Here is a 21,303-nt window from a genome sequence, read left to right on the forward strand (position 1 = left end):
CTTTACAGTCAAAGAATACTGAAGACTTAAATAATGGATTTACAAGATCAATTAAAAAATCTATTCCCAGACCATAAAGAAGAACCTGCAGAGCAATCTGAAGACTCTAATAAAAAAATATGGCTGCAAGACGACCCTATAATTTGTAAATACGAAAAACGAAAAGGGAAACCTATTACAATTCTTGAAGGTTATACAGGTGCTACCGAAGATTTTAAAAAATTAGCGAAAGAATTAAAAACGAAACTCAGTGTTGGTGGAAGTTTTAAGGACGACAAAATAATTATTCAAGGTGATTATAGAGACAAAATAATGGCTATGCTAAAAGAAAAAGGATTTAATGTAAAACGTGTTGGAGGTTAAATTATATGATAAATAATGCTTTGCATATTACAAATGGTAGCGTACTTACCGACTACTTAAGAGAACTAGATTTTACTGAAGATATCCTCACTTGGCAAGAAATGCTTTGTGAAGGCCCAACAATTCCTAAAATAGACTCCGAAGAATTTTTTAAGCTTAGAGCCGATTTTCTCAATACCACTTATGATATTGATGTTGACCATATAGAGCTTCAAAAAGAGTTATCTATACTAGATAAGACAGACGATTATACCGAAATCAATTTATGGTTTGAATATGATTTGTTTTGCCACATAAACTTATTAGGTGTAATTAATTTACTTCATCAAAAGGAAATTGATAAACCTTTGTATCTTATTTGCAGTGGACGCATAAAAGGCGAAAAAAACCTTAAAGCATTAGGAGAACTGAGTCCTGAGCAAATAAAGTCTCATTATAACAACAAAATTCTCCTAACTAAAGAAGATATTGATTTGGCAATAGCCCTATGGCGAACTTATTGCGGTAAAGATCATAATATCTTTAAACCCTATATCGTTAAAAATTCAAGTTTTAAATATTTAAGCAGTTGTTTAAAAGCACATTTAAAGCGTTTTCCACATCATTTAAGTGGTTTAGGTACACTTGAAGCTCATATTTTAAATCTTATAAAACAAAACGATGTAAAATCTGAAAATCACCTGTTAGGTTATTGTTTAAATTATCAAGGTTATTATGGCTATGGAGACATGCAACTTAAACGTAAGATTAAAGAATTAAATTTCTTTTTCGACAAAACAGAAAATGGTTTAGAGCTTAACAGAAAAGGACATGATGCCTTGTTAAAGCAATATAATTTTGCGAAAGAAGTCAATAACAACATGACTTACGGAGGCGTTAAGCGATTAGATTTTCAATTTAACGAAGACCAGAATAAACTAATTAAAACTATTACCTAATGGCAATTAAAGATTCAGAACTTATATTAAATCCAGATGGTAGTGTTTACCATTTAAATTTAAAACCAGAAAATATTTCGGATACCATAATTTTTGTTGGTGATCAAGATAGAGTAGAAAAAATTACAAGACACTTTGACAGTGTAGATTTTAGCACTCAAAAGCGAGAATTTAAAACGCAAACAGGTTATTATCAAGATAAACGATTAACTGTAATCTCTACCGGAATTGGTCCAGATAATATTGATATTGTATTGAATGAATTAGATGCATTAGTTAACATCGATTTAGAAACACGTCAGCCTAAAAAAGAATTATCCAGTCTAAATATTATTAGAATTGGAACTTCTGGTTCATTACAGGCAGACATTCCAGTTGATGCATTTTTAATAAGCACACATGGATTAGATATCAACGGTATGTTGCATTTTTATCAAATTGACGGTATTAGTAATCCAGAAGTTGAAGATGAATTTATTAAACACACCAATTGGGATAAAAATAAAGCAAGACCAATCATTATTAAAAACAGCAAGTATTTAGAAAAGTATTTTGAAGGTGATAAAATCTTTAAAGGTATGACAGGTACAGCTGGTGGATTCTATGGTCCTCAAGGTCGTGTTTTACGTTTACCATTACAAGATTCCAATTTAAATGCAAAGTTAGATAACTTTAGCTATAAAGATTTTAGGATTACAAATTTTGAAATGGAAACTTCTGTAATTTACGGACTTTCAAAATTACTAGGGCATGAAGCTTTATCTCTTAATGCAATTATTGCAAATAGAGCTAATGGCGATTTTAGTAAAGACCCTAAAAAAACAATAGAAAAATTGATAGAATATGCTTTAGAGCGTATTGTAAATATATAAATGAAGCCTGCTTTGGCTCAAAATAGATACTGAAACAAGTTCAGCATAAAATGAAAAAAGTAAACATTGGTGGAGTACCAGAACACTTTAATTTAGCTTGGTATTTAACTCTAAAAGATGGCGAATATAAAGCCGAAGATATTAATCTAAGATGGCACGATTATTACGGTGGAACTGGTGCAATGTGTAAAGCATTACGTTCTGGTGAAATTGACATGGCTGTTATCTTAACAGAAGGCGTAATAAAAGATATTATAGATGGTAACCCATCTAAAATTGTGCAAACGTTTGTAGAAACACCTCTAAACTGGGGAATTCACGTTGCTGCTGATTCTCCGTTTAAAACCATAGATGATATAAAAGGTACTAGAGCCGCAATCAGTAGATACGGTTCTGGCTCACATTTAATGGCTTATATTAATGCTAAAAATAATGGTTGGGATTTAGAAAAAGACCTCAATTTTGAAGTTATAAAAAACCTAGATGGAGCAATTGAAGGACTTACCGAAGGTAAAGCTGATTATTTTATGTGGGAGAAATTCACAACAAAACCTATTGTAGATGATGGTGTTTTTAGACGAATAGGTAATTGTCCATCACCTTGGCCATGCTTTGTTATTGCTGTTAGAGAGGACTTTATTGAAAATAATGCCACAGAATTAAAGACCATCTTAAACATTATTAACCAAACTACAGCTGAATTTAAATCTATCCCAAGCATAGATAAAACTATCGCAAATAGATACGAACAAGAATTAGAAGATGTACAAGAATGGTTGTCGTTAACTGAATGGTCGCAAAGCGTAATAGACAAAAAAACCATTCAAAACGTACAGAACCAGTTGTTTGATTTAAATATTATACCTAGAACAGTTGATTATAAAGAGTTAATTTACGAAATCGAACAACTAAACACAAATAACTAGTAATCAAATAGATAAGTTAAAAGGGTAAATAATTTAACAATGTCTTTTCAGATAGTTTAGCCTGATAATTTTTTTGATTTCAAAAAATTTTCTATATTTGAAATAAGCCTATTCTTACAACCAATCAATAATTAACCTAATATGATATTAACAATAGCGATAGTTCTAGCATCATTAGTTGCCTTGAATTTTTTGTTATTAATATTTAGTTGTAACAAAACGCCTAAAAAAGTAGATAAAAGAGTTCCACCTTATTTAAAGGTAAAAAAGACAACTACTTTAAAGCCCAATCGATTGGATTCTGGCCAACTAGCTCCAACTGGAAGTTAGTTTTACTAAAATGCTTATTTCCAAACCAATATCCTCTATTTGCACTTAACGGAGAAGGGTGTCCACTTTCTAAAACGATATGTTTATTAGTATCAATTAACTTTATTTTCTTTTTAGCAAATCCACCCCAAAGTAAAAACACAACATCTTGTTTTTCTTTACTAATAGTTTTAATTATCGCATCTGTAAATGTTTCCCAACCTTGTTTTTGGTGACTACCTGCTTGGTGAGCTCTCACTGTTAGTGTTGCATTTAATAGTAAAACACCTTGTTTTGTCCATGGCATTAAATTACCGCTTTTAGGATAAGGTATTCCCAAGTCAGTTTCGAGTTCCTTAAATATATTAACTAAAGAAGGCGGATGTTTTACGCCATCATTTACAGAAAAACACAATCCATTGGCTTGACCAACATCATGATATGGATCTTGACCAATAATTACAACCTTAACATCGTTAAAATCACAATAATTAAACGCATTAAAAATCTCTAATTCTGGCGGAAAACACTCATGATTTTTATATTCATGCTTAACAAACGTCATAAAATCCTTAAAATAGGGTTTTTCAAATTCTGTTTCAAGACAATTTTCCCAGCTTTTATCAATCTTTAAGTTCATTTATCAAAGTTATTAAAATTCAAAAATAATCAAACATCTTTAATAATTGCAAGTCACATAAAAGCATTCAGTAGCATTAGGCATATAACGACATTTAGCCTAAATTTGTAATGCTTAAAAAAAGAAAACTATTACATGATAAACATTCATGAAAAAACCTTAAACGACCTAGAGTTTTTTACGGTTTTAGACCAAATATCCGAACATGCAATAACTGCTTTAGGCAAAGAAGCTGTATTAGCAATTCTTCCATTTAACAATGAAGAACAACTAGTGCAAGAACTTGCTTATGTCAATGAATACTTATCATCTTATGATAATGAAAACAGAATACCTAACCATGGATTTGAAACCATTGCAAAAGAATTAAAATTACTTAAAATAGAAAACACCTATCTCGAAATTTCTAGCTTACAGAAATTAGTAAGCATGTCCTTAACGGTAAATACTATTTTAAAGTTTTTAAAGAAATTTGAAGAATATTACCCAAAACTTCATCAATTTAGTCAACCTATAGAAATCAACACCACAATTATAGAACAAATTGATGCTGTAGTAGACCGTTTTGGAGATATTAAAGATAACGCTTCTCCTCTACTTTCTAATTTACGAAAATCTATAAACCTGCTTAAAGGAAAAATAAATGGTAGTTTTTCTTCAGCATTAAATAAATATCACAGCTTAGATTATTTAGATGACATTAGAGAGTCGGTTGTAGAAAATAAACGTGTACTTGCTGTAAAAGCCATGTATCGTAGAAAAGTAAAAGGTGCGATAATGGGTGGAAGCAAAACCGGAAGCATTGTTTACATTGAGCCAGAAACCACGTTACAATACACAAGAGAGCTTAACAATTTAGAATACGAAGAGAAAGAAGAAGTTATTAAAATCCTAAAAGAGCTCACGGATTATATTCGTATGTTTTTACCACTTCTTAGAGATTATCAAACATTTTTAACTCAAATAGACCTTGTTTCTGCAAAAGCTAAATATGCACAAAGCATGGATGCTATTTTGCCAGAATTCTCTAAAGAACGTAGCATGTATTTGCGAGATGCTTACCATCCACTACTCTATTTAAACAATAAGGAGAAAGGCGAAACTACATTTCCGCAAAGTATTGGCTTAAAAAAAGACAGTAGAATCATTGTTATTTCTGGACCAAATGCTGGTGGAAAAAGTATTACGCTTAAAACGGTGGGTTTACTGCAAGTAATGTTGCAAAGCGGAATGCTAGTTCCTGTACATGAACGTAGTTTTGTCTGTTTATTCGATAGAATATTAAGTGATATTGGAGATAACCAATCTATAGAAAATCATCTAAGTACATATAGTTACCGACTAAAACAGATGAATTATTTTCTTAAAAAGTGTAATAATAAAACCCTGTTTTTAATTGATGAATTTGGTACAGGAAGTGACCCAGAATTAGGAGGTGCTTTAGCCGAAACATTCTTAGAAGTATTTTATGAGCGTGAAGCCTTTGGTATTATAACCACACACTATTCTAACTTAAAACTACTAGCTAACGAATTACCGCATATTGAAAATGCAAATATGCTTTTTAATGAAAGAACTCTAGAACCAATGTATAAGTTGGTTGTTGGACAAGCAGGAAGCTCTTTTACGTTTGAAGTCGCACAAAAAAATGGTATTCCGTACAGCTTAATTAATAGATCTAAAAAGAAGATTGAACGTGGTAAAGTGAGATTTGATGCGACCATTGCTAAACTTCAAAAAGAACGAAGTAAACTAGAACGCACTGAACGATCGCTTAAAGAAAATGAAAAAAAGAAAATATCTGAAGCAGATAAGCTTGAAGAAGTAAATGCTAAGGTTCAAAAGAAATTAGAGAATTTTCAAGAATTGTATGATTCTAACCAACGTTTAATTTACTTAGGACAAAAAGTCAACGATATTTCTGAAAAGTATTTTGAAGATAAGAAGAAGCGTGAGTTAATGGCAGAATTATTTCGCCTAGTACAAATTGAGAATTCTAAACGAAAAAAGGTTTCAGCAAAACAGAAACGTGCTGAGAAACACAAAGAAAAACAAGTAAAAGAAGAAGCCGAAAAGAAAGTTGAAGTTATCCGTAAAAAGAAAAAAGAAGCTAAGAAAAAAGAAACTACAACCGAAAAACCTAAACCAATTTTAAGAGTTGGCGATAGAGTGAGGATGCAAGATGGACGTGCAATTGGTAGCATAGATTCTATAGAAAAAGGAAAAGCCAATGTTAATTATGGCATGTTTACTACAAACGTTAGCTTAGATATGCTAGATTTAGTTGAAGCTGTTAAGAAGAAAAAGAAGTAATACGTCAACTTTGAAACTTATAAATGATAGAAATTCCAAATAACAAACAACTCATTCTTTTTGATGGTGTTTGCAATCTATGCAACAGTAGTGTTTTGTATGTTATTAAACGAGATTCTAAAAATAAATTCTTGTTTGCGCCTTTAGAGAGTAATATTGGTAAAGACATTATTAAAAAATTTAAAATAGATACAGAGAAAACAGATTCAATCTTATTGTATAATCCTGTAACAGATAAATTAACTAATAAATCTACAGCAGCATTATTAATCGCTAGTCGTTTAGGTTTTGCGACTAACCTACTGTCTGTTTTTATTATTGTGCCAGCTTTTATTAGAAATTGGGTTTATAATTACATTGCTAAAAACCGTTATAAATGGTATGGCAAAAAAGAATCTTGTATGATACCGACTCCACAATTAAAATCTAAATTTTTAGATTAATCAATTTTCTTATTATTTCAAAAAAAAAAGCCCTTTCACAACCAAATGAAGGGCTTAATTTAAATTAACAACTTACTTAAAACTAAATTAATTTTACAAAAAATGTAATCTCAATTCTGAATATTATGAGGGAAAATATGGAATTGTATCATAGCACAAATTTTGATACTGTAAAGGTAATTGTGTATTAAGGGTTTCCGTAAAAAACTCGTTGTAAGCCTTCTTATAATTGATTAATCATTTAAATATGTCAATTATCTCTACCAACAACGCTTAAGTAGTATTTGCCTTACTAGACGGAATAGCCAGTTCACCCTACAAAAGTTTCAGTTTACTCATTTGTACTTTATTACGCTTGCTTGGTATTATAATTTTGAATTCAACTCAATACTCAAGATTATGAAACTCCAACTACCCCCTTTAAAATTACTTCTACTATTTTTGGTCGTATTTAGTATTCAAATTAGTAATGCTTTTCAACAACCTTCAGAAATTAAAACAGTAACGGTTTATTTAGATGGTGCAGAGATAAACCGAGAAACCACAGTGAAATTAAATTCTGGCAACTCCGAAATTACACTCAATAACCTCTCACCTTATATTGAAGAAAGTAGCATTCAGATTTCAGGATTAAACAAAGCGTCCATCCTATCCATTAATTATGGCATCAATTATTTATCTAAGCAAAAACAAAGTGATTCTATTGTTGCCTTACAAGATGAATTGAAAACTCTCGATGAGAAAATTCAATTTCAAAATAATTTAATTTCTGGTTATAATGAAGAATTAAGCTTAATTCAGACTAACAAAAACCTTGGTAATGCAACAGAAGTAGTAAGTTTAGAAAAGCTAAAAACTTTTGCCACTTACTATAGAACAAGAATTACCGAGTTAAAAAACGACATGAATACGTCTTATTCTAAAATTAGAAATCATCAAAAAACACAAACCGAAATTCAACAACAATTAGCCGAATTTAATGTTGAAGAAAAAACACAAACTGGCGAAATAAAATTGAAACTAAACAGTGAAGTCGCAACAGCTTTAAACTTAAAAATAAAGTATAATATAAAGAATGCTGGCTGGTTTCCTATTTATGATTTAAAAGCAGAAAAAATTAACAGTCCTATAAATCTTGAATATAAAGCACATGTGTTTCAAAATTCTGGCTGTGATTGGACAGATGTTAATCTTGTACTCTCTACAAGCGACCCAAATACCAATAACGAAAAGCCAACGGTAAATCCAAAATATTTAAACTTTATAAGTCCATATAGTAATTACAATACTAATCGTGCGACCAAGAGTTATAATTACAAGTACAATCCCTTAGTTAAAACGGTTTCAGGTGTGGTGACTTCCGCTTCAGATGGTTTGCCAATGCCTGGAGCAACTGTTATAGAAAAAGGAACCTCTAATGGCGTACAAACTGATTTTGATGGCAAATACACTTTAAAAACAACATCTGGTAATGCAATTATATATTCTTATGTTGGTATGGATTCTGAAGAGTTACCTATTCATTCTAGTATAATAAATGTAGCACTAGATGACAATAATAACTTAGATGAAGTTGTTGTTATTGGTTATAGCACTACAAAAAAAGAAGCCTATGGAGCTTCAGAGCATATAAACAAAGTACAACAAATGATTGATGAAGATTTTGATGACCAACCTTACGCAGAACCTATAAGTTACACTGCAACTGGTAATATTATCGAAGAAGGCATCACCAATACAAGTTTCAAAATAGATAAAAAATATACCATTCCTTCAGATGGTGATATCGCTGTGATCGAAATAGACGAGTTTAGTGTTCCTGCAACTTACAATTACTTTGCAGCACCTATTTTAAATGAAAATGTGTTTTTAACTGCAAAAATTGGTAATTGGGAACAATACAACTTATTACCTGCAGAAGCTAATGTTTATTTTGAAGGGAGTTATTCTGGTAAAACAAATATTAATCCGGCAGCAACAACAGATAGTTTAACAATTTCACTTGGTGTAGACCCAAATATAATTATTAAACGAACACAGCTTAACGACTTTAAAAAGTCTACATTTATAGGCAGCAATAAGATTATACAAAAAGCTTATGAAATTGAAATTAAAAACAATAAAAAATCTAATATTCAGTTAACGCTTTTAGACCGAATTCCGAAAAGTCAAAATAAATCTATAAAGATTGATGATGTAGAAACTGGTAGTTCTAATTATAATGAAGACAAAGGTATTTTAAAATGGAAAATTAATCTGAAACCTGGAGCTACTGAAAAATTAAAACATTCCTATTCTGTAAAGTTTCCAAAAGGAAAACGTCTGAATCTATAATATAAAATAAGTCTCAAAACAAAATAGTTTCAATTAGACCCTAACTTCTGTTAGTTGGGAACGAGTCTAATTCTTATAAGAAAAATTGTCTAGCTTCTTATGAGTTTCATTAAAATGATAGAAATGCTATTTTCGTTTTGAGGCTTTTTTTAAGCTTTAAACAACCGTGTTAATGCTTTTAGCATGTTTTGCTCAGTGATATCAAAATCATCATCGGCAAAAAACAGAACCTTAATATCTTCTAGTAATAAATCAATATCATCCTTATCATAAAGATGTTGCTCTAAACTTGTTGTAATTTTTTTAAGACCTTGGTAGTCGTTGTCTCTATCAAATTCTTCGTGAATTTCTTGAAACGTTTCTTTATCTACTTTAGAGATTATTAATTCGCGCTCTTTTTCAGACTCCTTAAAATCAGCATTCGCAGCAAATAATAAAACGTAAGCGACAAGTTCATCTTTAGTCCAATCTATTGTTTTCATGTTTTCTATCCACTAAAGTGGTTTTTTTAATCGGTTAAGCTTCCATATTCTGTCCATGATCCATCATAGACAATTAAATCTTTATAATCACACAATGTAGCAGCCAAAGCCACAACACAAGCTGTAATACCAGAGCCACAACTAAATAGTAACGTTCTGTTTTCTATCTCTAAATTACTAAAGATTTCTGATAATTGTGTAATAGGCTTAAAAATATTCCCATTAAACAAATCTGTAAAAGGTAAATTTTTAGAATTAGGAATTGTACCTCGTCGCAGCCCTTCTCTAGGTTCGTCGACCAAACATTTAAAACGTGCTTCTGAACGTGCATCTACAATTAAAACATTTGGGTCTTTAATAAATTGATTTAAGCCCTCAAAGTTGGTCATTAATTCTGGATTAAATTCAACAGTAATGTTACCTCTTTGATAAGTTTCGTTTACATAACTATTAACAGGGAAGTTTTGTAATGTCCATTCTAGTAAACCACCATCTAAAACAGCAACTTTATTAAATCCAAAAACTTTAAATAGCCACCATACTCTAGCACTAGAGTAAACACCTTTATCATCATAAACAACAATACAAGAATCCTTGTTTACTCCTAAATGTTGTGCTTCAGTTTGAAACTGTTCTTTGGAAGGCAACGTACTAGGAAAAGGTGCAGAAACATCACTAAATTTTTTCTTAATATCAAAAAATCGAGCATTTAGTATCCTTTCTGAATTTGAATCTATTATTTTATTAATTGTAGCATCTAATACAATTAAATTTGAAGCATCCTTATTGGCATTCAACCAATCTACTGAAACTATAGGTGTATTGAGTTGAATTGCTTTCATATCATTATAATATTCAAAATTTCTCGTTTAAAAATGAAATATAGATTTTTATTACGAATCTAAATCAAAAGTTTCTGAAGGATTTTCGTGCTCTACATAATCCAATAAATTTTCGCCATCTGCAATGATAGAACAAACTGTAGCATCACCTGTAACGTTAACAACGGTTCTAAACATATCTAAAATTCTATCTACAGGAAAAATAATGGCAATCCAAGCAGGATTCAATCCTACTGAGCTCAATACAATTATCAACATTACTAAACCTGCACTTGGCACAGCTGCCGAACCAATAGAAGCTAATGTTGCTGTTAAAACAACCGTTATTTGCTGCCCAATTGTTAAATCTATCATATGCATCTGTGCCAAAAACACTACCGCAATAGCTTGATACATACTTGTACCATCCATATTTACAGTTGCACCTATTGGTAAAACAAAACTGCTTACTTTTTTATCTACTCCTAAATTTTGCTCTACACACTCCATAGTTACAGGTAATGTTGCCGCACTACTCGATGTAGAAAATGCCAATGTCTGCGCTGGACCCATCGCTTTAAAAAAACCTTTGTAAGGTATTTTTTTAACAAACAGTTTTAAAACCATTGGATATACAACAAAAATCATAAGCAATAATCCAATAAGAACAGTCAGCGAATACCAGCTTAAACCTTTAAAAATTTCAACTACCTTACCAATATCGTCACCAGCCATTCTACTGACAACACCTGCTAATAAAGCAAATACAAAAAACGGAGCTGCTTGCATTACAATATCTACCATTTTTAAAAATACTTCATTAATACCATCAACCAATTTTAAGACAGGTTGCGCCTTATCTGAAGGAATAAATAATAAACAAACACCAAAGAAAACAGCAAAGAAGATAATTTTAAGCATAGAGCCATTATCTGTTAATGCATGGAAAAAATTACTTGGTATAATATCTACTAAAGGCTTTAAAGGAGAGACGTCTTCTTTATTCTTTATAGCAGCCATTTTATCTTGAACAGAAGCATTTTGAAGTTCACTTTTAGTTAATTCTGAAATCTCTTGTGCTCGTTTAAAAAAAGCTGGGTCTTGGAGGTAATTAATACCATCTTTAATTTCATGTCCTTCTTCATTAGCCCATATTTCATAACTAATACGATTGTCTATTCTGCTACTTTCATCAATTAATTCTCCTGGCTTAACCAAGTTTACCAATACTAAACCTAATGAAATTGCTAAAATTGTGGTGATTAAATAAATACCTAAGGTCTTTCCTCCCATTCTTCCTAAACTAGCAGGATCACCAATATTTGCAACACCACCAATAATAGAAAACAATACTAAAGGAACGGCAATAAGCTTCAGTAAATTAATAAACATTGTACCAAAAGGATCTATCCAATCGATGGTAAACTCACTCCAACCCATTGTGCTTGATACTAAAGCCCAAATGATTCCGAGAACCATACCAATAATAATCTTCCAGTGTAATGCTAATTTTTTCATTCTTTCCTTAACCCTTTCCAAGGGAAAAGGACTTTTTTAATTTAAATTCTTATCTCATATCTATTACCAATTCATGATTATTAATATGATCATAATCACTATTGCATAATTTAAAACGCCTAAAGTTCTTACTTGAGAAGCTTCTTCAATTTTTCTATCAAAACCAAACTTTTCTAATCTCTTTATTTTTTTCTTCTAAATTCAACTAAGAAGCTATTTAAAGTCTGCTTACTCTATCTAACAATAAATAATCTGCAATTACCAATGCTGCCATTGCTTCTACTATAGGCACAGCTCTTGGCACTACACAAGGGTCGTGTCTTCCTTTTCCTTGCATTTCTACAATCTCACCAGCACTATTTAAAGCGTCTTGCTTTTGAATTACGGTTGCAACTGGTTTAAAGGCCACTCTAAAATAAATGTCCATTCCGTTAGAAATTCCACCCTGTATACCTCCAGACAAGTTAGTTTTTGTTGTTCCATCTTCATTAAACAAGTCGTTATGCTCGCTTCCTTTCATTTTAGCGCCACAAAATCCACTCCCATATTCAAAGCCTTTTACAGCATTTATGGATAGCATGGCTTTACCTAATTCTGCATGTAATTTGTCAAAAACAGGTTCTCCAAGTCCAACTGGTACATTTTTAATGACACAAGTTATTGTGCCACCAATAGTATCTCCTTGTTTTTTGATTTCTTCTACTTTAGATATCATTTTTTCTGCTGTAGCTTCATCAGGGCAGCGAATAATATTAGATTCTGTTTTACTAAAATCTAAATCTTGATAAGGTTTATCTATAAAAATATCACCTACTGAAGAGGTAAATGCATTAATTTCAATTTTAGACAGAAATTGTTTCGCTATTGCTCCTGCCACAACACGAGAGGCTGTTTCACGAGCAGAACTGCGTCCTCCTCCTCTATAATCCCTTACACCATATTTTTTTTCGTAGGTGTAATCTGCATGACTAGGACGATAAACATCTTTAATATGTGAGTAGTCTTTTGATTTCTGATTGGTGTTATGTATCACAAACCCAATTGGTGTTCCGGTAGTTACACCTTCAAAAATACCTGAATAATACTCTACAGTATCTGGTTCTTTACGTTGAGTTACAATTTTAGATTGACCTGGTTTTCTTCGGTTCAATTCATTTTGAATAGCTTCAAAATCGAGTGTTATTCCTGCAGGACAGCCATCAATTATACCTCCTATCGCTTTTCCATGCGATTCACCATATGTAGTAAGTTTAAATAATTTCCCAATCGTATTTCCTGCCATTACAATTTATTTTACGCTAATGTAATTGTATTATTATAAAAATGGAAATACCACACAGTATTTCCTCTGTTATCAACTAAATATTTATGCTTTTATGTTATTAATCTTTAGGTAATATAATAATAACAATTAACTCATAATTAGTTAATTATAGGTTAACCCTAATCTTAAAAAGATTAAAGTTCTTTGTCATACTAATTTTAATATCGTGAAAATAAAACGAAAGGTTGAAATTGCGGTTATATCTGATGTGCATCTTGGCACATATGGCTGTCACGCTAAGCAACTATTAACATATCTAAATAGTATTGAGCCTAAAAAACTGATTTTAAATGGTGACATTGTAGATATTTGGCAATTCAAAAAGCGATACTTTCCTAAATCTCATCTCTCTGTTATAAAAAAGATAATGGATTTTGCAGCTAATGGTACTGAAGTCATTTATATTACTGGCAACCATGACGAAATGTTACGAAAATTTGCAGATACCGAAATTGGAAACATTTCTATAGTTAATAAACTAGTTTTAGAGTTAGACGGAAAACGTGCTTGGTTTTTCCATGGTGACGTTTTTGATATTTCTATACAAAATGCCAAATGGCTTGCTAAACTTGGTGGTTGGGGTTATGATTTTCTTATCCTTATTAATCAAGTTGTTAATTGGTGTTCCGATAAATTAGGAAAAGAGCGTTATTCCTTATCTCAAAAGATAAAAAAGAGTGTAAAAGGTGCCGTAAAATATATCAATGATTTTGAAAAAGTAGCGACAGATTTGGCCATTGAAAATGGATATGATTATGTGATTTGTGGTCATATTCACCAACCAAAAATGTTACAAGTAGGAAACAAACGCGGTAAAACAATGTATTTGAATTCTGGTGATTGGGTTGAAAACTTCACCGCTTTAGAATACCAATTTAAACGTTGGAAAATCTACAACTACAATAAAGATAAATTATCTGCCTTTTATGCTGATGAAGATATAAAAGACATGAACATGAACGATTTAATTGCTGCAATTACTATAGTTGAGCAACCTAAATCTAAAAAAAAGAAAAAAGACAAATTAAAGTAAAGCCTCCTTTAAAATAGAGATAGGATGCTGAGCCACTCTGCCTGTTCCGTCCTTTATCTGATGTCTACAACTTGTTCCATTAGCAGAAATACAAGTCGCTTTTGAAGCTTTTCTTACCGCAGGAAATAATGTTTGCTCACCTATTTGCATACTGACTTCATAATGTTCTTTTTCGTAACCAAAACTTCCTGCCATTCCGCAACAACCACTTGGGATGATAGTTACTTTATAGTTTTCTGGTAAGTTCAATACGTCAAAACTCGACTTTTGATTTGCTAATGCCTTTTGATGACAATGACCATGAAATTTAATGGTCTTTTCTTCTTTGGTGAATTGTTCTGATATTATGTTTCCTAAATCAATTTCTTGTTGAATAAATTCCTCAATTAAAAAGGTGTGTTTCGCAATAGATTTTGCTGATTCTTTATCATCAGCTAGCTTAATATATTCATCTTTAAAAGTTAAAATAGCCGAAGGTTCAATACCAATTAATGGCGTGTTTTCTGATACTAAGTTTTTAAATTTTAAAACATTTTTATTCGCCATTTTTTTCGCCTCTGCTACTAACCCTTTTGAGAGCATTGCTCTACCTGATTCTGCATGAGAAATGATAGAAACTTTATAATTTAAACGACTTAAAAGTTCAATAGCATCAATACCAATTTCTGTATCTAAATGATTTGTGAATTCGTCGTTAAACAGATACACTTCTTTTATCTGATTCTCTTTAACTAACTTATTTTCAAATGATTTAATCTCTTTATCTAAACTTTTAATCGAAATTACAGGAATACTTCTTTCTTTAGCAATGCCTCCAATAGATTTTATAATTGAACTTGTAAAACCATTAGAAAACATAAAATTTGTAAGCCTTGGCTCACGACTCGCAAAGCCATTAATTTTATTGTTATAAGCAAATAATTTTGTTCTAAAAGGCACACCATTTGCCTTGTGATATTGGTACTGAAATTCGGCTTTTAAACTCGCTACATTTACACTGCTCGGACATTCGCTTGCGCAAGCTTTACAACTTAAACATAAATCGAAAACTTGCTTTAATTCTTCGTGGTTAAACTTGTTTGCTTTTTCAGAATGCGTTAAGAATTCTCTTAGTGTATTTGCTCTCGCTCTAGTGGTATCTTTTTCGTTTCTGGTGGCTCTAAAACTAGGACACATGGTACCACCAAATTCGGGTAATTTTCTGCAATCACCAGAACCATTACATTTTTCTGCTTCACGTAAAATACCTTGCGAACTCGAAAAATCTAATAATGTTTCAATTTCTGGTTCTTTTCTATCCACGTCATAGCGTAGATTTTTATCCATAGGATAAGCATCCACTATTTTATGAGGATTAAAAATGTTTTCAGAATCAAAAGCCGATTTAATTCGTTTTAAAATTTGATAATTAGCTTCACCAATCATTAACGGAATAAACTCTGCCCTCACTATACCATCACCATGTTCTCCAGACATGGAACCGTTATACTTCTTTACTAATTTTGCAACATCAGTCGTTATCTTTCTAAATAAAACAACATCTTCAGTTTGCTTTAAATCTAGGATTGGTCGTAAATGCAACTCTCCTGCACCAGCATGTGCATAGTAAACCGCATTTTGATGATATGAAGCCATTAATGCGGTGAATTCAGATATATAATTCTCTAAATCTTCAATTGCAACAGCTGTGTCTTCAATACAAGCGACTGCTTTTTTATCTCCAATAATGTTTCCTAAAAGTCCTAATCCTGCTTTTCTTAACTCTACAGCTTTATTGATATCATCACCTTTTAAAACAGGGCTAGCAAAACTTAAATTCAGGCTTTTTACAGTGTCTAAAAATGCATCTATTTGTGTTTGAAGCTCATTATCTGAATTTGCTTTGAGCTCACACATTAAAATTGCAGTCGGATTTCCTTCTATAAACGCTCTGTTTTCTTGCTGTGTTTTATTGTGTTTTGTGAGATTCAGAATGGTATCATCCATCATTTCACAGGTATGCAAATTGTGTTGCATCACTTGCGACACGGATTTCAAACAGGTTTCAATACTTTCAAAATGAAGCGCAACCATTGCACTTTCACTTGGTGGCAAATCATCTAATTGTAATGTTATTTCGGTTGTAAACGCCAAAGTACCTTCACTTCCTGCTAACAATTGACACATATTAAAATCAGAATCAGAATCTGTAAAAACAGAAGATTTAATCAGCTCATCAATAGCATAACCTGTGTTTCTTCGGTGAATGCTAGGTTTAGGGAAATTTGTTTTTATTTGTTGCTGAACAGTTTTTGGTTCTAATTCTTTAAAAATCGTGTTATAAATATCACCTTCAAGCGTTTTTAGTTTTGTTTTTTCTTGAAATTCATCAGAGGTTAAACTTGAAAATTCAATTTCACTTCCATCGCTTAAAATAGTTTTCAGGTTTAAAACCTTATCACGAGTAACACCATATTGAATAGAAGTGGTTCCAGATGAATTATTGCCAACCATTCCGCCAATCATACAGCGATTAGACGTTGATGTATTTGGGCCAAAAAATAAGCCAAAAGGCTTGAGATAATTATTCAATTCATCACGTACAACTCCTGGCTGAACGGTTACCGTTTTCTTAGATTCATTAATCTCTAAAATTCTTGTAAAGTGTTTTGAGACATCAACTACAATACCTTCCCCAACACATTGTCCGGCTAAAGATGTACCAGCAGTTCTTGGTATTAAAGACGTCTTATGGTTTTTAGCAAAATCTATTAATAGTTTAATATCTGCTTTGCTTTTTGGTAAAGCAACAGCCAAGGGTAATTTTCTATAGACAGACGCATCTGTAGCATATAGTTTGCGCATTAAATCATTAAAATGTAACTCGCCATCTAGTTTAGATTTTAGGCTTTCAAGTTCTTTAAAGTTCAGATTTAGCATACGCGTTAATAATCGATTGATTTAAGTTATAAAATTGTCCTAAAAATTAAGCTTTGCATTCAATTTTGGTATAATTTTGGCATTATGAAAGAAAGCGATTTTACGATTGCTAAAACTAACAATTTTAAAGTAAAATTATTATGAAGAAATTATTTTTATTAAGTGCATTACTTATAGGGTTTACAACCATAGCTTCGGCTCAAGACATTGCAGACAATGCCATTGGGTTAAGAATTGGTGATAGCGATGGCTTCGGAACTGAAATAACATATCAACGCGCTTTAGGCGGAAACAATAGATTAGAGGTTGATTTAGGATGGAGAAACTATTATAAAGAAGATGGTTTTAAATTAGCCGGAATTTACCAATGGGTTTGGCCTTTAGAAGATAGAATTAACTGGTATGCTGGTGCTGGTGGTGGATTAGGTTCTGCTGGTGAAACATTTTTATTTGCTGCAGGAGATATAGGTATAGAGTACGATTTTGACATACCATTACTAATTTCATTAGATTTTAGACCAGAAATTAACTTTGGAGATGCGTTAAATGATAATTTAGGGTTTGATATTGCTTTAAGTTTAAGATATCAGTTTTAAAAAATAACGACATAACTTTATTAAGCCACCTATTCAAGGTGGTTTTTTTATGGCTGTTTTTCACTCAAATATTTCCAATACCGTTTTGGAACGTGTCTAATATGAAGCTTCAAGTTTTTTCTAGATTCAATATTTGTCGCTTTAAAATAATCTTGCCATAGTTTTTGAAATTCGAATTCTTGTTCTGCAAAAAATGAATCATCGGTTTTAGTGAAATTGAAATTCTCAGGAAAATCCATATTTATGAGTTCTACTTTTTCTAAATCATAGAATAAACCATAACCACGCTTTATATCATAGATTACCCATTTTTGGTCAGCGTAGCGTCTTTTAAAGTGTTTTTCAATTAAAGGCAGCACATTAAAATCTGGTTCTATGTTCGTAAAGTAAATATCATCTTTGGTTAATCTAAAGCGCACAAAAGCTTCCATTCTATGTTTTTCTCGTCCTACAGATTTAGCAATTTGGGCAATCTTTAAAATAGAAGGATGCGAGTAATCCTTATCTACATTATGAGCTTTAGAAAATGCATATTGAATGTAATCTAATAAAAGTGTCTCTACTGCTATTTGCTCACTTAAAAAAGCATAATATAATTGATAACTGCCTTTTGCTGATAGTTTTGATTTTATCCCTTTCCAAACACGATTTGCCTTTACCTCTTCTGTAGTAATTTTTTCTACATCAGAAAACAGACCTTGCTGCATCGCAAATTCATTCTGAATAGTCACATTAGTAAGTTTATGCTCAAAAACATAGAATACAGCTGACAGAAATCCATCAAAAGTTCCATCATATATAAGATTTTTTGCTTGCATCTACCCGAATAAGCTTAATTGATTACTCAACATTTTCTGATACTTACTCGTTGAATTTTGAAGGATTAAGCCTTTAATCTTTTCTGAAGTTAAATCTCTTTTTTCAAACTGATTGCTATCGCACACCATAAAGTATTGTGCTCTATTTAAAGCGACTCCTATTTTTTTGAGATGTTCCCAATTCAGTTTTCTAAAACGTCTGGCATTTAAAATTTTATGAACCGACCGCATTCCTAAACCCGGAACTCTGGCCAACATACGTTTATCTGCTGTGTTTACATCAATAGGAAACTCATGAAGATTTCGAAGTGCCCAACTCAATTTTGGGTCTACATCTAAATCTAAGTTTTGATGTTGCTTATTTAAAATTTCACTGACATCAAAACCATAAAAACGCATCAACCAATCGGTTTGATACAATCTATTTTCTCTAAGCATTGGCACAGCACTCCCTATTTTCGGTAAACGATTGTCATAGCTTATTGGCACATAACCAGAATAGTAAACTCGTTTTAAATTATAGTTTTTGTAGAAATGATTTGAGGTTTGCATAATCTGAAAATCATTTTCGCCACTCGCTCCAATAATCATTTGGGTACTTTGACCAGCTGGTGCAAATTTAGGTGTGCTTTTTATAATTTTCTTTTCCGTTTGATACTGAATAATTTCATTTTTAACCTTTATCATTGGCTTAATAAAATCTTCACGCTTTTTGTCTGGCGCTAATTTTTTTAGTCCAGCTTCTGTGGGAATTTCAATATTAACACTTAATCGGTCAGCGTATAATCCTGCTTCTCGCATTAATTCATCTGAAGCACCAGGAATAGACTTTAAATGTATATAACCGTTAAAATTTTCTTCGGTTCTTAATTTCTTTGCTACAGCCACTAAACGTTCCATGGTATAATCCGCACTTTTAAAAATACCTGAGCTTAAAAAAAGACCTTCAATATAATTTCTGCGATAAAAGTTTATCGTCAAGTCAACCACTTCTTGCACTTTAAAAGCAGCACGTTTTAAATCATTACTTTTTCGGGTGACGCAATACGCACAATCAAAGATGCAATGATTAGTTAATAGAATTTTCAGTAAAGACACACAGCGACCATCTTCTGTATAAGAATGACAAATTCCCATGCCAGTGGCATCTCCTAATCCTTTGTTGGTGTTAGCACGTTTACTTCCGCTCGAAGAACACGAAACATCATACTTTGCAGCATCTGCAAGTATTTTTAATTTTTCTTGGGTACGTTGAAATGACAAATAATTTTCCTCCTAATTTTTAAATATTCATAAGAACACAAAATTACTACACAAAATAGCTAATTAATGCTATCGTATGTAGTAATTACAATTTAAGTTGCTAGGATTTATTTTACACATCTTAAAATAAAAATACAAAATATAGAATGTGTTAAAAATGTTTGTTTTAAAATGTAATTAAGACATTTTAGTCATAGAAGATAAAAGTGATTAAACTAAGGGAAAATGGATGATACATTTTTAGAATAATGCTTAAAAATTTGTTTAATTTTGTTCGACATTAATTGAAAAATTCGACTTAAAAATGAAAGACACTGCATTATCTTCAACACACGAAGCACTTGGTGCTAAAATGGTTCCTTTTGCTGGTTACAACATGCCTGTTCAATATGAAGGCGTTAACGCTGAACACGAAACGGTTAGAAAAGCTGTTGGTGTTTTTGATGTCTCGCATATGGGCGAATTTTTAATTGAAGGACCTAATTCTTTAGCCCTAATCCAAAAAGTATCTAGTAACGATGCTTCTAAATTAGAAGTTGGTAAGGCACAATACAGCTGTTTACCAAATGATGATGGTGGTGTTGTTGATGATTTAATTATCTACAAGATTAAGGACGAAACATATTTACTAGTAGTTAATGCTAGTAATATTGAAAAAGACTGGAACTGGATTGCATCTAAAAACGATGTTGGTGCAGAAATGAAAGATTTAAGTGAAGACTACTCTTTACTTGCCATACAAGGCCCAAAAGCTATTGAAGCGATGCAATCATTATCTAGTCATGATTTATCTGAAATTAAGTTCTACAATTTTATAGTTGGTGATTTTGCAGGTATTGACAATGTCATTATTTCAGCAACTGGCTATACTGGTAGTGGTGGATTTGAAATCTATTGTAAAAACTCAGAAGTAAAGCAAGTTTGGGATAAGGTTTTTGAAGCTGGTGCAGATTTCGGAATTAAGCCAATAGGTTTAGCTGCAAGAGATACTTTGCGCTTAGAAATGGGTTACTGTCTTTATGGTAATGATATAGATGATACAACTTCACCTATTGAAGCTGGTTTAGGTTGGGTTTGCAAATTCAACAAAGAATTTACAAATAGTGAAGCGCTTAAATCAGAAAAAGAACATACACCAGAACGCAAGTTAGTTGCATTTAAATTAGATGAACGTGGTATTCCTCGTCATGGTTATGACATCGTAGATGGCGAAGGAAAAACCATTGGTGTTGTTACTTCTGGTACAATGAGTCCGAGTTTGGGGTACGGAATTGGTATGGGTTATGTGCCAAAGGTATTTGCAAAAGCAGATAGTAAAATCCATATTCAAGTGCGTAAAAAAGCAATTCCTGCAACGGTTGTAAAAGCACCTTTTTATAAAGGGTAATTTT

At 31.9% G+C, this 21,303-nt stretch carries 18 protein-coding genes; 10 read left to right on the forward strand and 8 right to left on the reverse strand.

The annotated features are described in order from the left end of the window. Window positions 1-33 precede the first annotated feature (33 nt). The 4 genes from Q0807_RS13730 to Q0807_RS13745 are packed head-to-tail and all read left to right on the forward strand — an operon-like array spanning window position 34 to window position 3,099. A complete protein-coding gene (locus tag Q0807_RS13730) occupies window positions 34-363 on the forward strand; it encodes a translation initiation factor (protein ID WP_299110664.1) in 330 nt (109 codons plus the stop codon). 5 nt (window positions 364-368) lie between these two features. Beyond that, window positions 369-1,301: a DUF1835 domain-containing protein gene (locus Q0807_RS13735; RefSeq protein ID WP_299110666.1), complete on the forward strand. Its 933-nt coding sequence runs from the start codon at window positions 369-371 to the stop codon at window positions 1,299-1,301. After that, complete coding sequence (locus Q0807_RS13740; RefSeq protein WP_299110668.1) at window positions 1,301-2,173, forward strand: nucleoside phosphorylase; 873 nt, start codon at window positions 1,301-1,303, stop codon at window positions 2,171-2,173. The genes Q0807_RS13735 and Q0807_RS13740 overlap by 1 nt, the downstream gene beginning before the upstream one ends. A gap of 50 nt (window positions 2,174-2,223) precedes the next feature. Beyond that, window positions 2,224-3,099, forward strand: a complete 876-nt coding sequence (locus tag Q0807_RS13745; protein ID WP_299110670.1) for a substrate-binding domain-containing protein — start codon at window positions 2,224-2,226, stop codon at window positions 3,097-3,099. A gap of 274 nt (window positions 3,100-3,373) precedes the next feature. Here Q0807_RS13745 and Q0807_RS13750 read toward each other — a convergent pair whose 3' ends face one another. Next, window positions 3,374-4,048: a uracil-DNA glycosylase gene (locus Q0807_RS13750; protein WP_299110672.1), complete on the reverse strand. Its 675-nt coding sequence runs from the start codon at window positions 4,046-4,048 to the stop codon at window positions 3,374-3,376. 135 nt (window positions 4,049-4,183) lie between these two features. Between Q0807_RS13750 and Q0807_RS13755 the strand changes: the two genes are divergently transcribed. The 3 genes from Q0807_RS13755 to Q0807_RS13765 all read left to right on the forward strand — a co-directional run bounded on the left by Q0807_RS13755 (window position 4,184) and on the right by Q0807_RS13765 (window position 9,138). Then, a complete protein-coding gene (locus Q0807_RS13755; protein ID WP_299110674.1) occupies window positions 4,184-6,361 on the forward strand; it encodes a DNA mismatch repair protein MutS in 2,178 nt (725 codons plus the stop codon). A gap of 23 nt (window positions 6,362-6,384) precedes the next feature. Next, window positions 6,385-6,804: a thiol-disulfide oxidoreductase DCC family protein gene (locus tag Q0807_RS13760; RefSeq protein ID WP_299110676.1), complete on the forward strand. Its 420-nt coding sequence runs from the start codon at window positions 6,385-6,387 to the stop codon at window positions 6,802-6,804. 399 nt (window positions 6,805-7,203) lie between these two features. Beyond that, window positions 7,204-9,138: a DUF4139 domain-containing protein gene (locus Q0807_RS13765; RefSeq protein WP_299110678.1), complete on the forward strand. Its 1,935-nt coding sequence runs from the start codon at window positions 7,204-7,206 to the stop codon at window positions 9,136-9,138. 149 nt (window positions 9,139-9,287) lie between these two features. Here the strand turns inward: Q0807_RS13765 and Q0807_RS13770 are convergent, their stop codons facing one another. The 4 genes from Q0807_RS13770 to aroC form a co-directional block, all read right to left on the reverse strand. After that, window positions 9,288-9,620, reverse strand: coding sequence for a hypothetical protein (locus Q0807_RS13770; protein WP_299110680.1), 333 nt, complete (start codon window positions 9,618-9,620; stop codon window positions 9,288-9,290). 26 nt (window positions 9,621-9,646) lie between these two features. Then, window positions 9,647-10,462: a sulfurtransferase gene (locus tag Q0807_RS13775; RefSeq protein ID WP_299110682.1), complete on the reverse strand. Its 816-nt coding sequence runs from the start codon at window positions 10,460-10,462 to the stop codon at window positions 9,647-9,649. A gap of 51 nt (window positions 10,463-10,513) precedes the next feature. Continuing rightward, entirely contained in the window at window positions 10,514-11,959 is a 1,446-nt protein-coding gene (locus tag Q0807_RS13780) for a dicarboxylate/amino acid:cation symporter (RefSeq protein ID WP_299110684.1), read from the reverse strand. Window positions 11,960-12,176: 217 nt separating this feature from the next. Next, complete coding sequence (aroC, locus tag Q0807_RS13785; RefSeq protein WP_299110686.1) at window positions 12,177-13,241, reverse strand: chorismate synthase; 1,065 nt, start codon at window positions 13,239-13,241, stop codon at window positions 12,177-12,179. A 208-nt stretch (window positions 13,242-13,449) separates the two neighbouring features. Here aroC and Q0807_RS13790 point away from each other — a divergent pair, with 208 nt between their 5' ends. Then, the gene (locus Q0807_RS13790; RefSeq protein WP_299110688.1) at window positions 13,450-14,316 is read left to right on the forward strand and encodes a UDP-2,3-diacylglucosamine diphosphatase; all 867 of its coding nucleotides are present in this window, start codon (window positions 13,450-13,452) and stop codon (window positions 14,314-14,316) included. On the opposite strand, the gene Q0807_RS13795 is transcribed toward Q0807_RS13790, so the two are convergent. Next, entirely contained in the window at window positions 14,308-17,235 is a 2,928-nt protein-coding gene (locus tag Q0807_RS13795; RefSeq protein ID WP_299110689.1) for an FAD-binding and (Fe-S)-binding domain-containing protein, read from the reverse strand. The genes Q0807_RS13790 and Q0807_RS13795 overlap by 9 nt on opposite strands. Window positions 17,236-17,375: 140 nt before the next feature. Here Q0807_RS13795 and Q0807_RS13800 point away from each other — a divergent pair, with 140 nt between their 5' ends. Next, a complete protein-coding gene (locus Q0807_RS13800; protein ID WP_299110691.1) occupies window positions 17,376-17,831 on the forward strand; it encodes a hypothetical protein in 456 nt (151 codons plus the stop codon). Between the two features lie 47 nt (window positions 17,832-17,878). Here Q0807_RS13800 and Q0807_RS13805 read toward each other — a convergent pair whose 3' ends face one another. Together Q0807_RS13805 and Q0807_RS13810 are read right to left on the reverse strand one after the other, a co-directional pair. Further along, the gene (locus Q0807_RS13805; RefSeq protein WP_299110692.1) at window positions 17,879-18,649 is read right to left on the reverse strand and encodes a TIGR03915 family putative DNA repair protein; all 771 of its coding nucleotides are present in this window, start codon (window positions 18,647-18,649) and stop codon (window positions 17,879-17,881) included. Further along, on the reverse strand, window positions 18,650-19,912 hold the full coding sequence (locus Q0807_RS13810) for a putative DNA modification/repair radical SAM protein (protein ID WP_299110694.1): 1,263 nt from the start codon (window positions 19,910-19,912) through the stop codon (window positions 18,650-18,652). A gap of 304 nt (window positions 19,913-20,216) precedes the next feature. Here Q0807_RS13810 and gcvT point away from each other — a divergent pair, with 304 nt between their 5' ends. Beyond that, on the forward strand, window positions 20,217-21,299 hold the full coding sequence (gene gcvT / locus Q0807_RS13815) for a glycine cleavage system aminomethyltransferase GcvT (protein ID WP_299110696.1): 1,083 nt from the start codon (window positions 20,217-20,219) through the stop codon (window positions 21,297-21,299). Window positions 21,300-21,303: the final 4 nt, after the last annotated feature.

This window comes from uncultured Winogradskyella sp., from assembly GCF_947495255.1.
Lineage (GTDB): Bacteria > Bacteroidota > Bacteroidia > Flavobacteriales > Flavobacteriaceae > Winogradskyella.

Coding starts and splice junctions, on each gene's coding strand:
- gcvT (WP_299110696.1), top strand. CDS start 20,217: ATGAAAGACACTGCATTATCTTCAACACACGAAGCACTTGGTGCTAAA.
- Q0807_RS13805 (WP_299110692.1), bottom strand. CDS start 18,649: ATGCAAGCAAAAAATCTTATATATGATGGAACTTTTGATGGATTTCTG.
- Q0807_RS13730 (WP_299110664.1), top strand. CDS start 34: ATGGATTTACAAGATCAATTAAAAAATCTATTCCCAGACCATAAAGAA.
- Q0807_RS13735 (WP_299110666.1), top strand. CDS start 369: ATGATAAATAATGCTTTGCATATTACAAATGGTAGCGTACTTACCGAC.
- Q0807_RS13795 (WP_299110689.1), bottom strand. CDS start 17,235: ATGCTAAATCTGAACTTTAAAGAACTTGAAAGCCTAAAATCTAAACTA.
- Q0807_RS13765 (WP_299110678.1), top strand. CDS start 7,204: ATGAAACTCCAACTACCCCCTTTAAAATTACTTCTACTATTTTTGGTC.
- Q0807_RS13745 (WP_299110670.1), top strand. CDS start 2,224: ATGAAAAAAGTAAACATTGGTGGAGTACCAGAACACTTTAATTTAGCT.
- Q0807_RS13775 (WP_299110682.1), bottom strand. CDS start 10,462: ATGAAAGCAATTCAACTCAATACACCTATAGTTTCAGTAGATTGGTTG.
- Q0807_RS13760 (WP_299110676.1), top strand. CDS start 6,385: ATGATAGAAATTCCAAATAACAAACAACTCATTCTTTTTGATGGTGTT.
- Q0807_RS13750 (WP_299110672.1), bottom strand. CDS start 4,048: ATGAACTTAAAGATTGATAAAAGCTGGGAAAATTGTCTTGAAACAGAA.
- Q0807_RS13800 (WP_299110691.1), top strand. CDS start 17,376: ATGAAGAAATTATTTTTATTAAGTGCATTACTTATAGGGTTTACAACC.
- Q0807_RS13740 (WP_299110668.1), top strand. CDS start 1,301: ATGGCAATTAAAGATTCAGAACTTATATTAAATCCAGATGGTAGTGTT.
- aroC (WP_299110686.1), bottom strand. CDS start 13,241: ATGGCAGGAAATACGATTGGGAAATTATTTAAACTTACTACATATGGT.
- Q0807_RS13780 (WP_299110684.1), bottom strand. CDS start 11,959: ATGAAAAAATTAGCATTACACTGGAAGATTATTATTGGTATGGTTCTC.
- Q0807_RS13770 (WP_299110680.1), bottom strand. CDS start 9,620: ATGAAAACAATAGATTGGACTAAAGATGAACTTGTCGCTTACGTTTTA.
- Q0807_RS13755 (WP_299110674.1), top strand. CDS start 4,184: ATGATAAACATTCATGAAAAAACCTTAAACGACCTAGAGTTTTTTACG.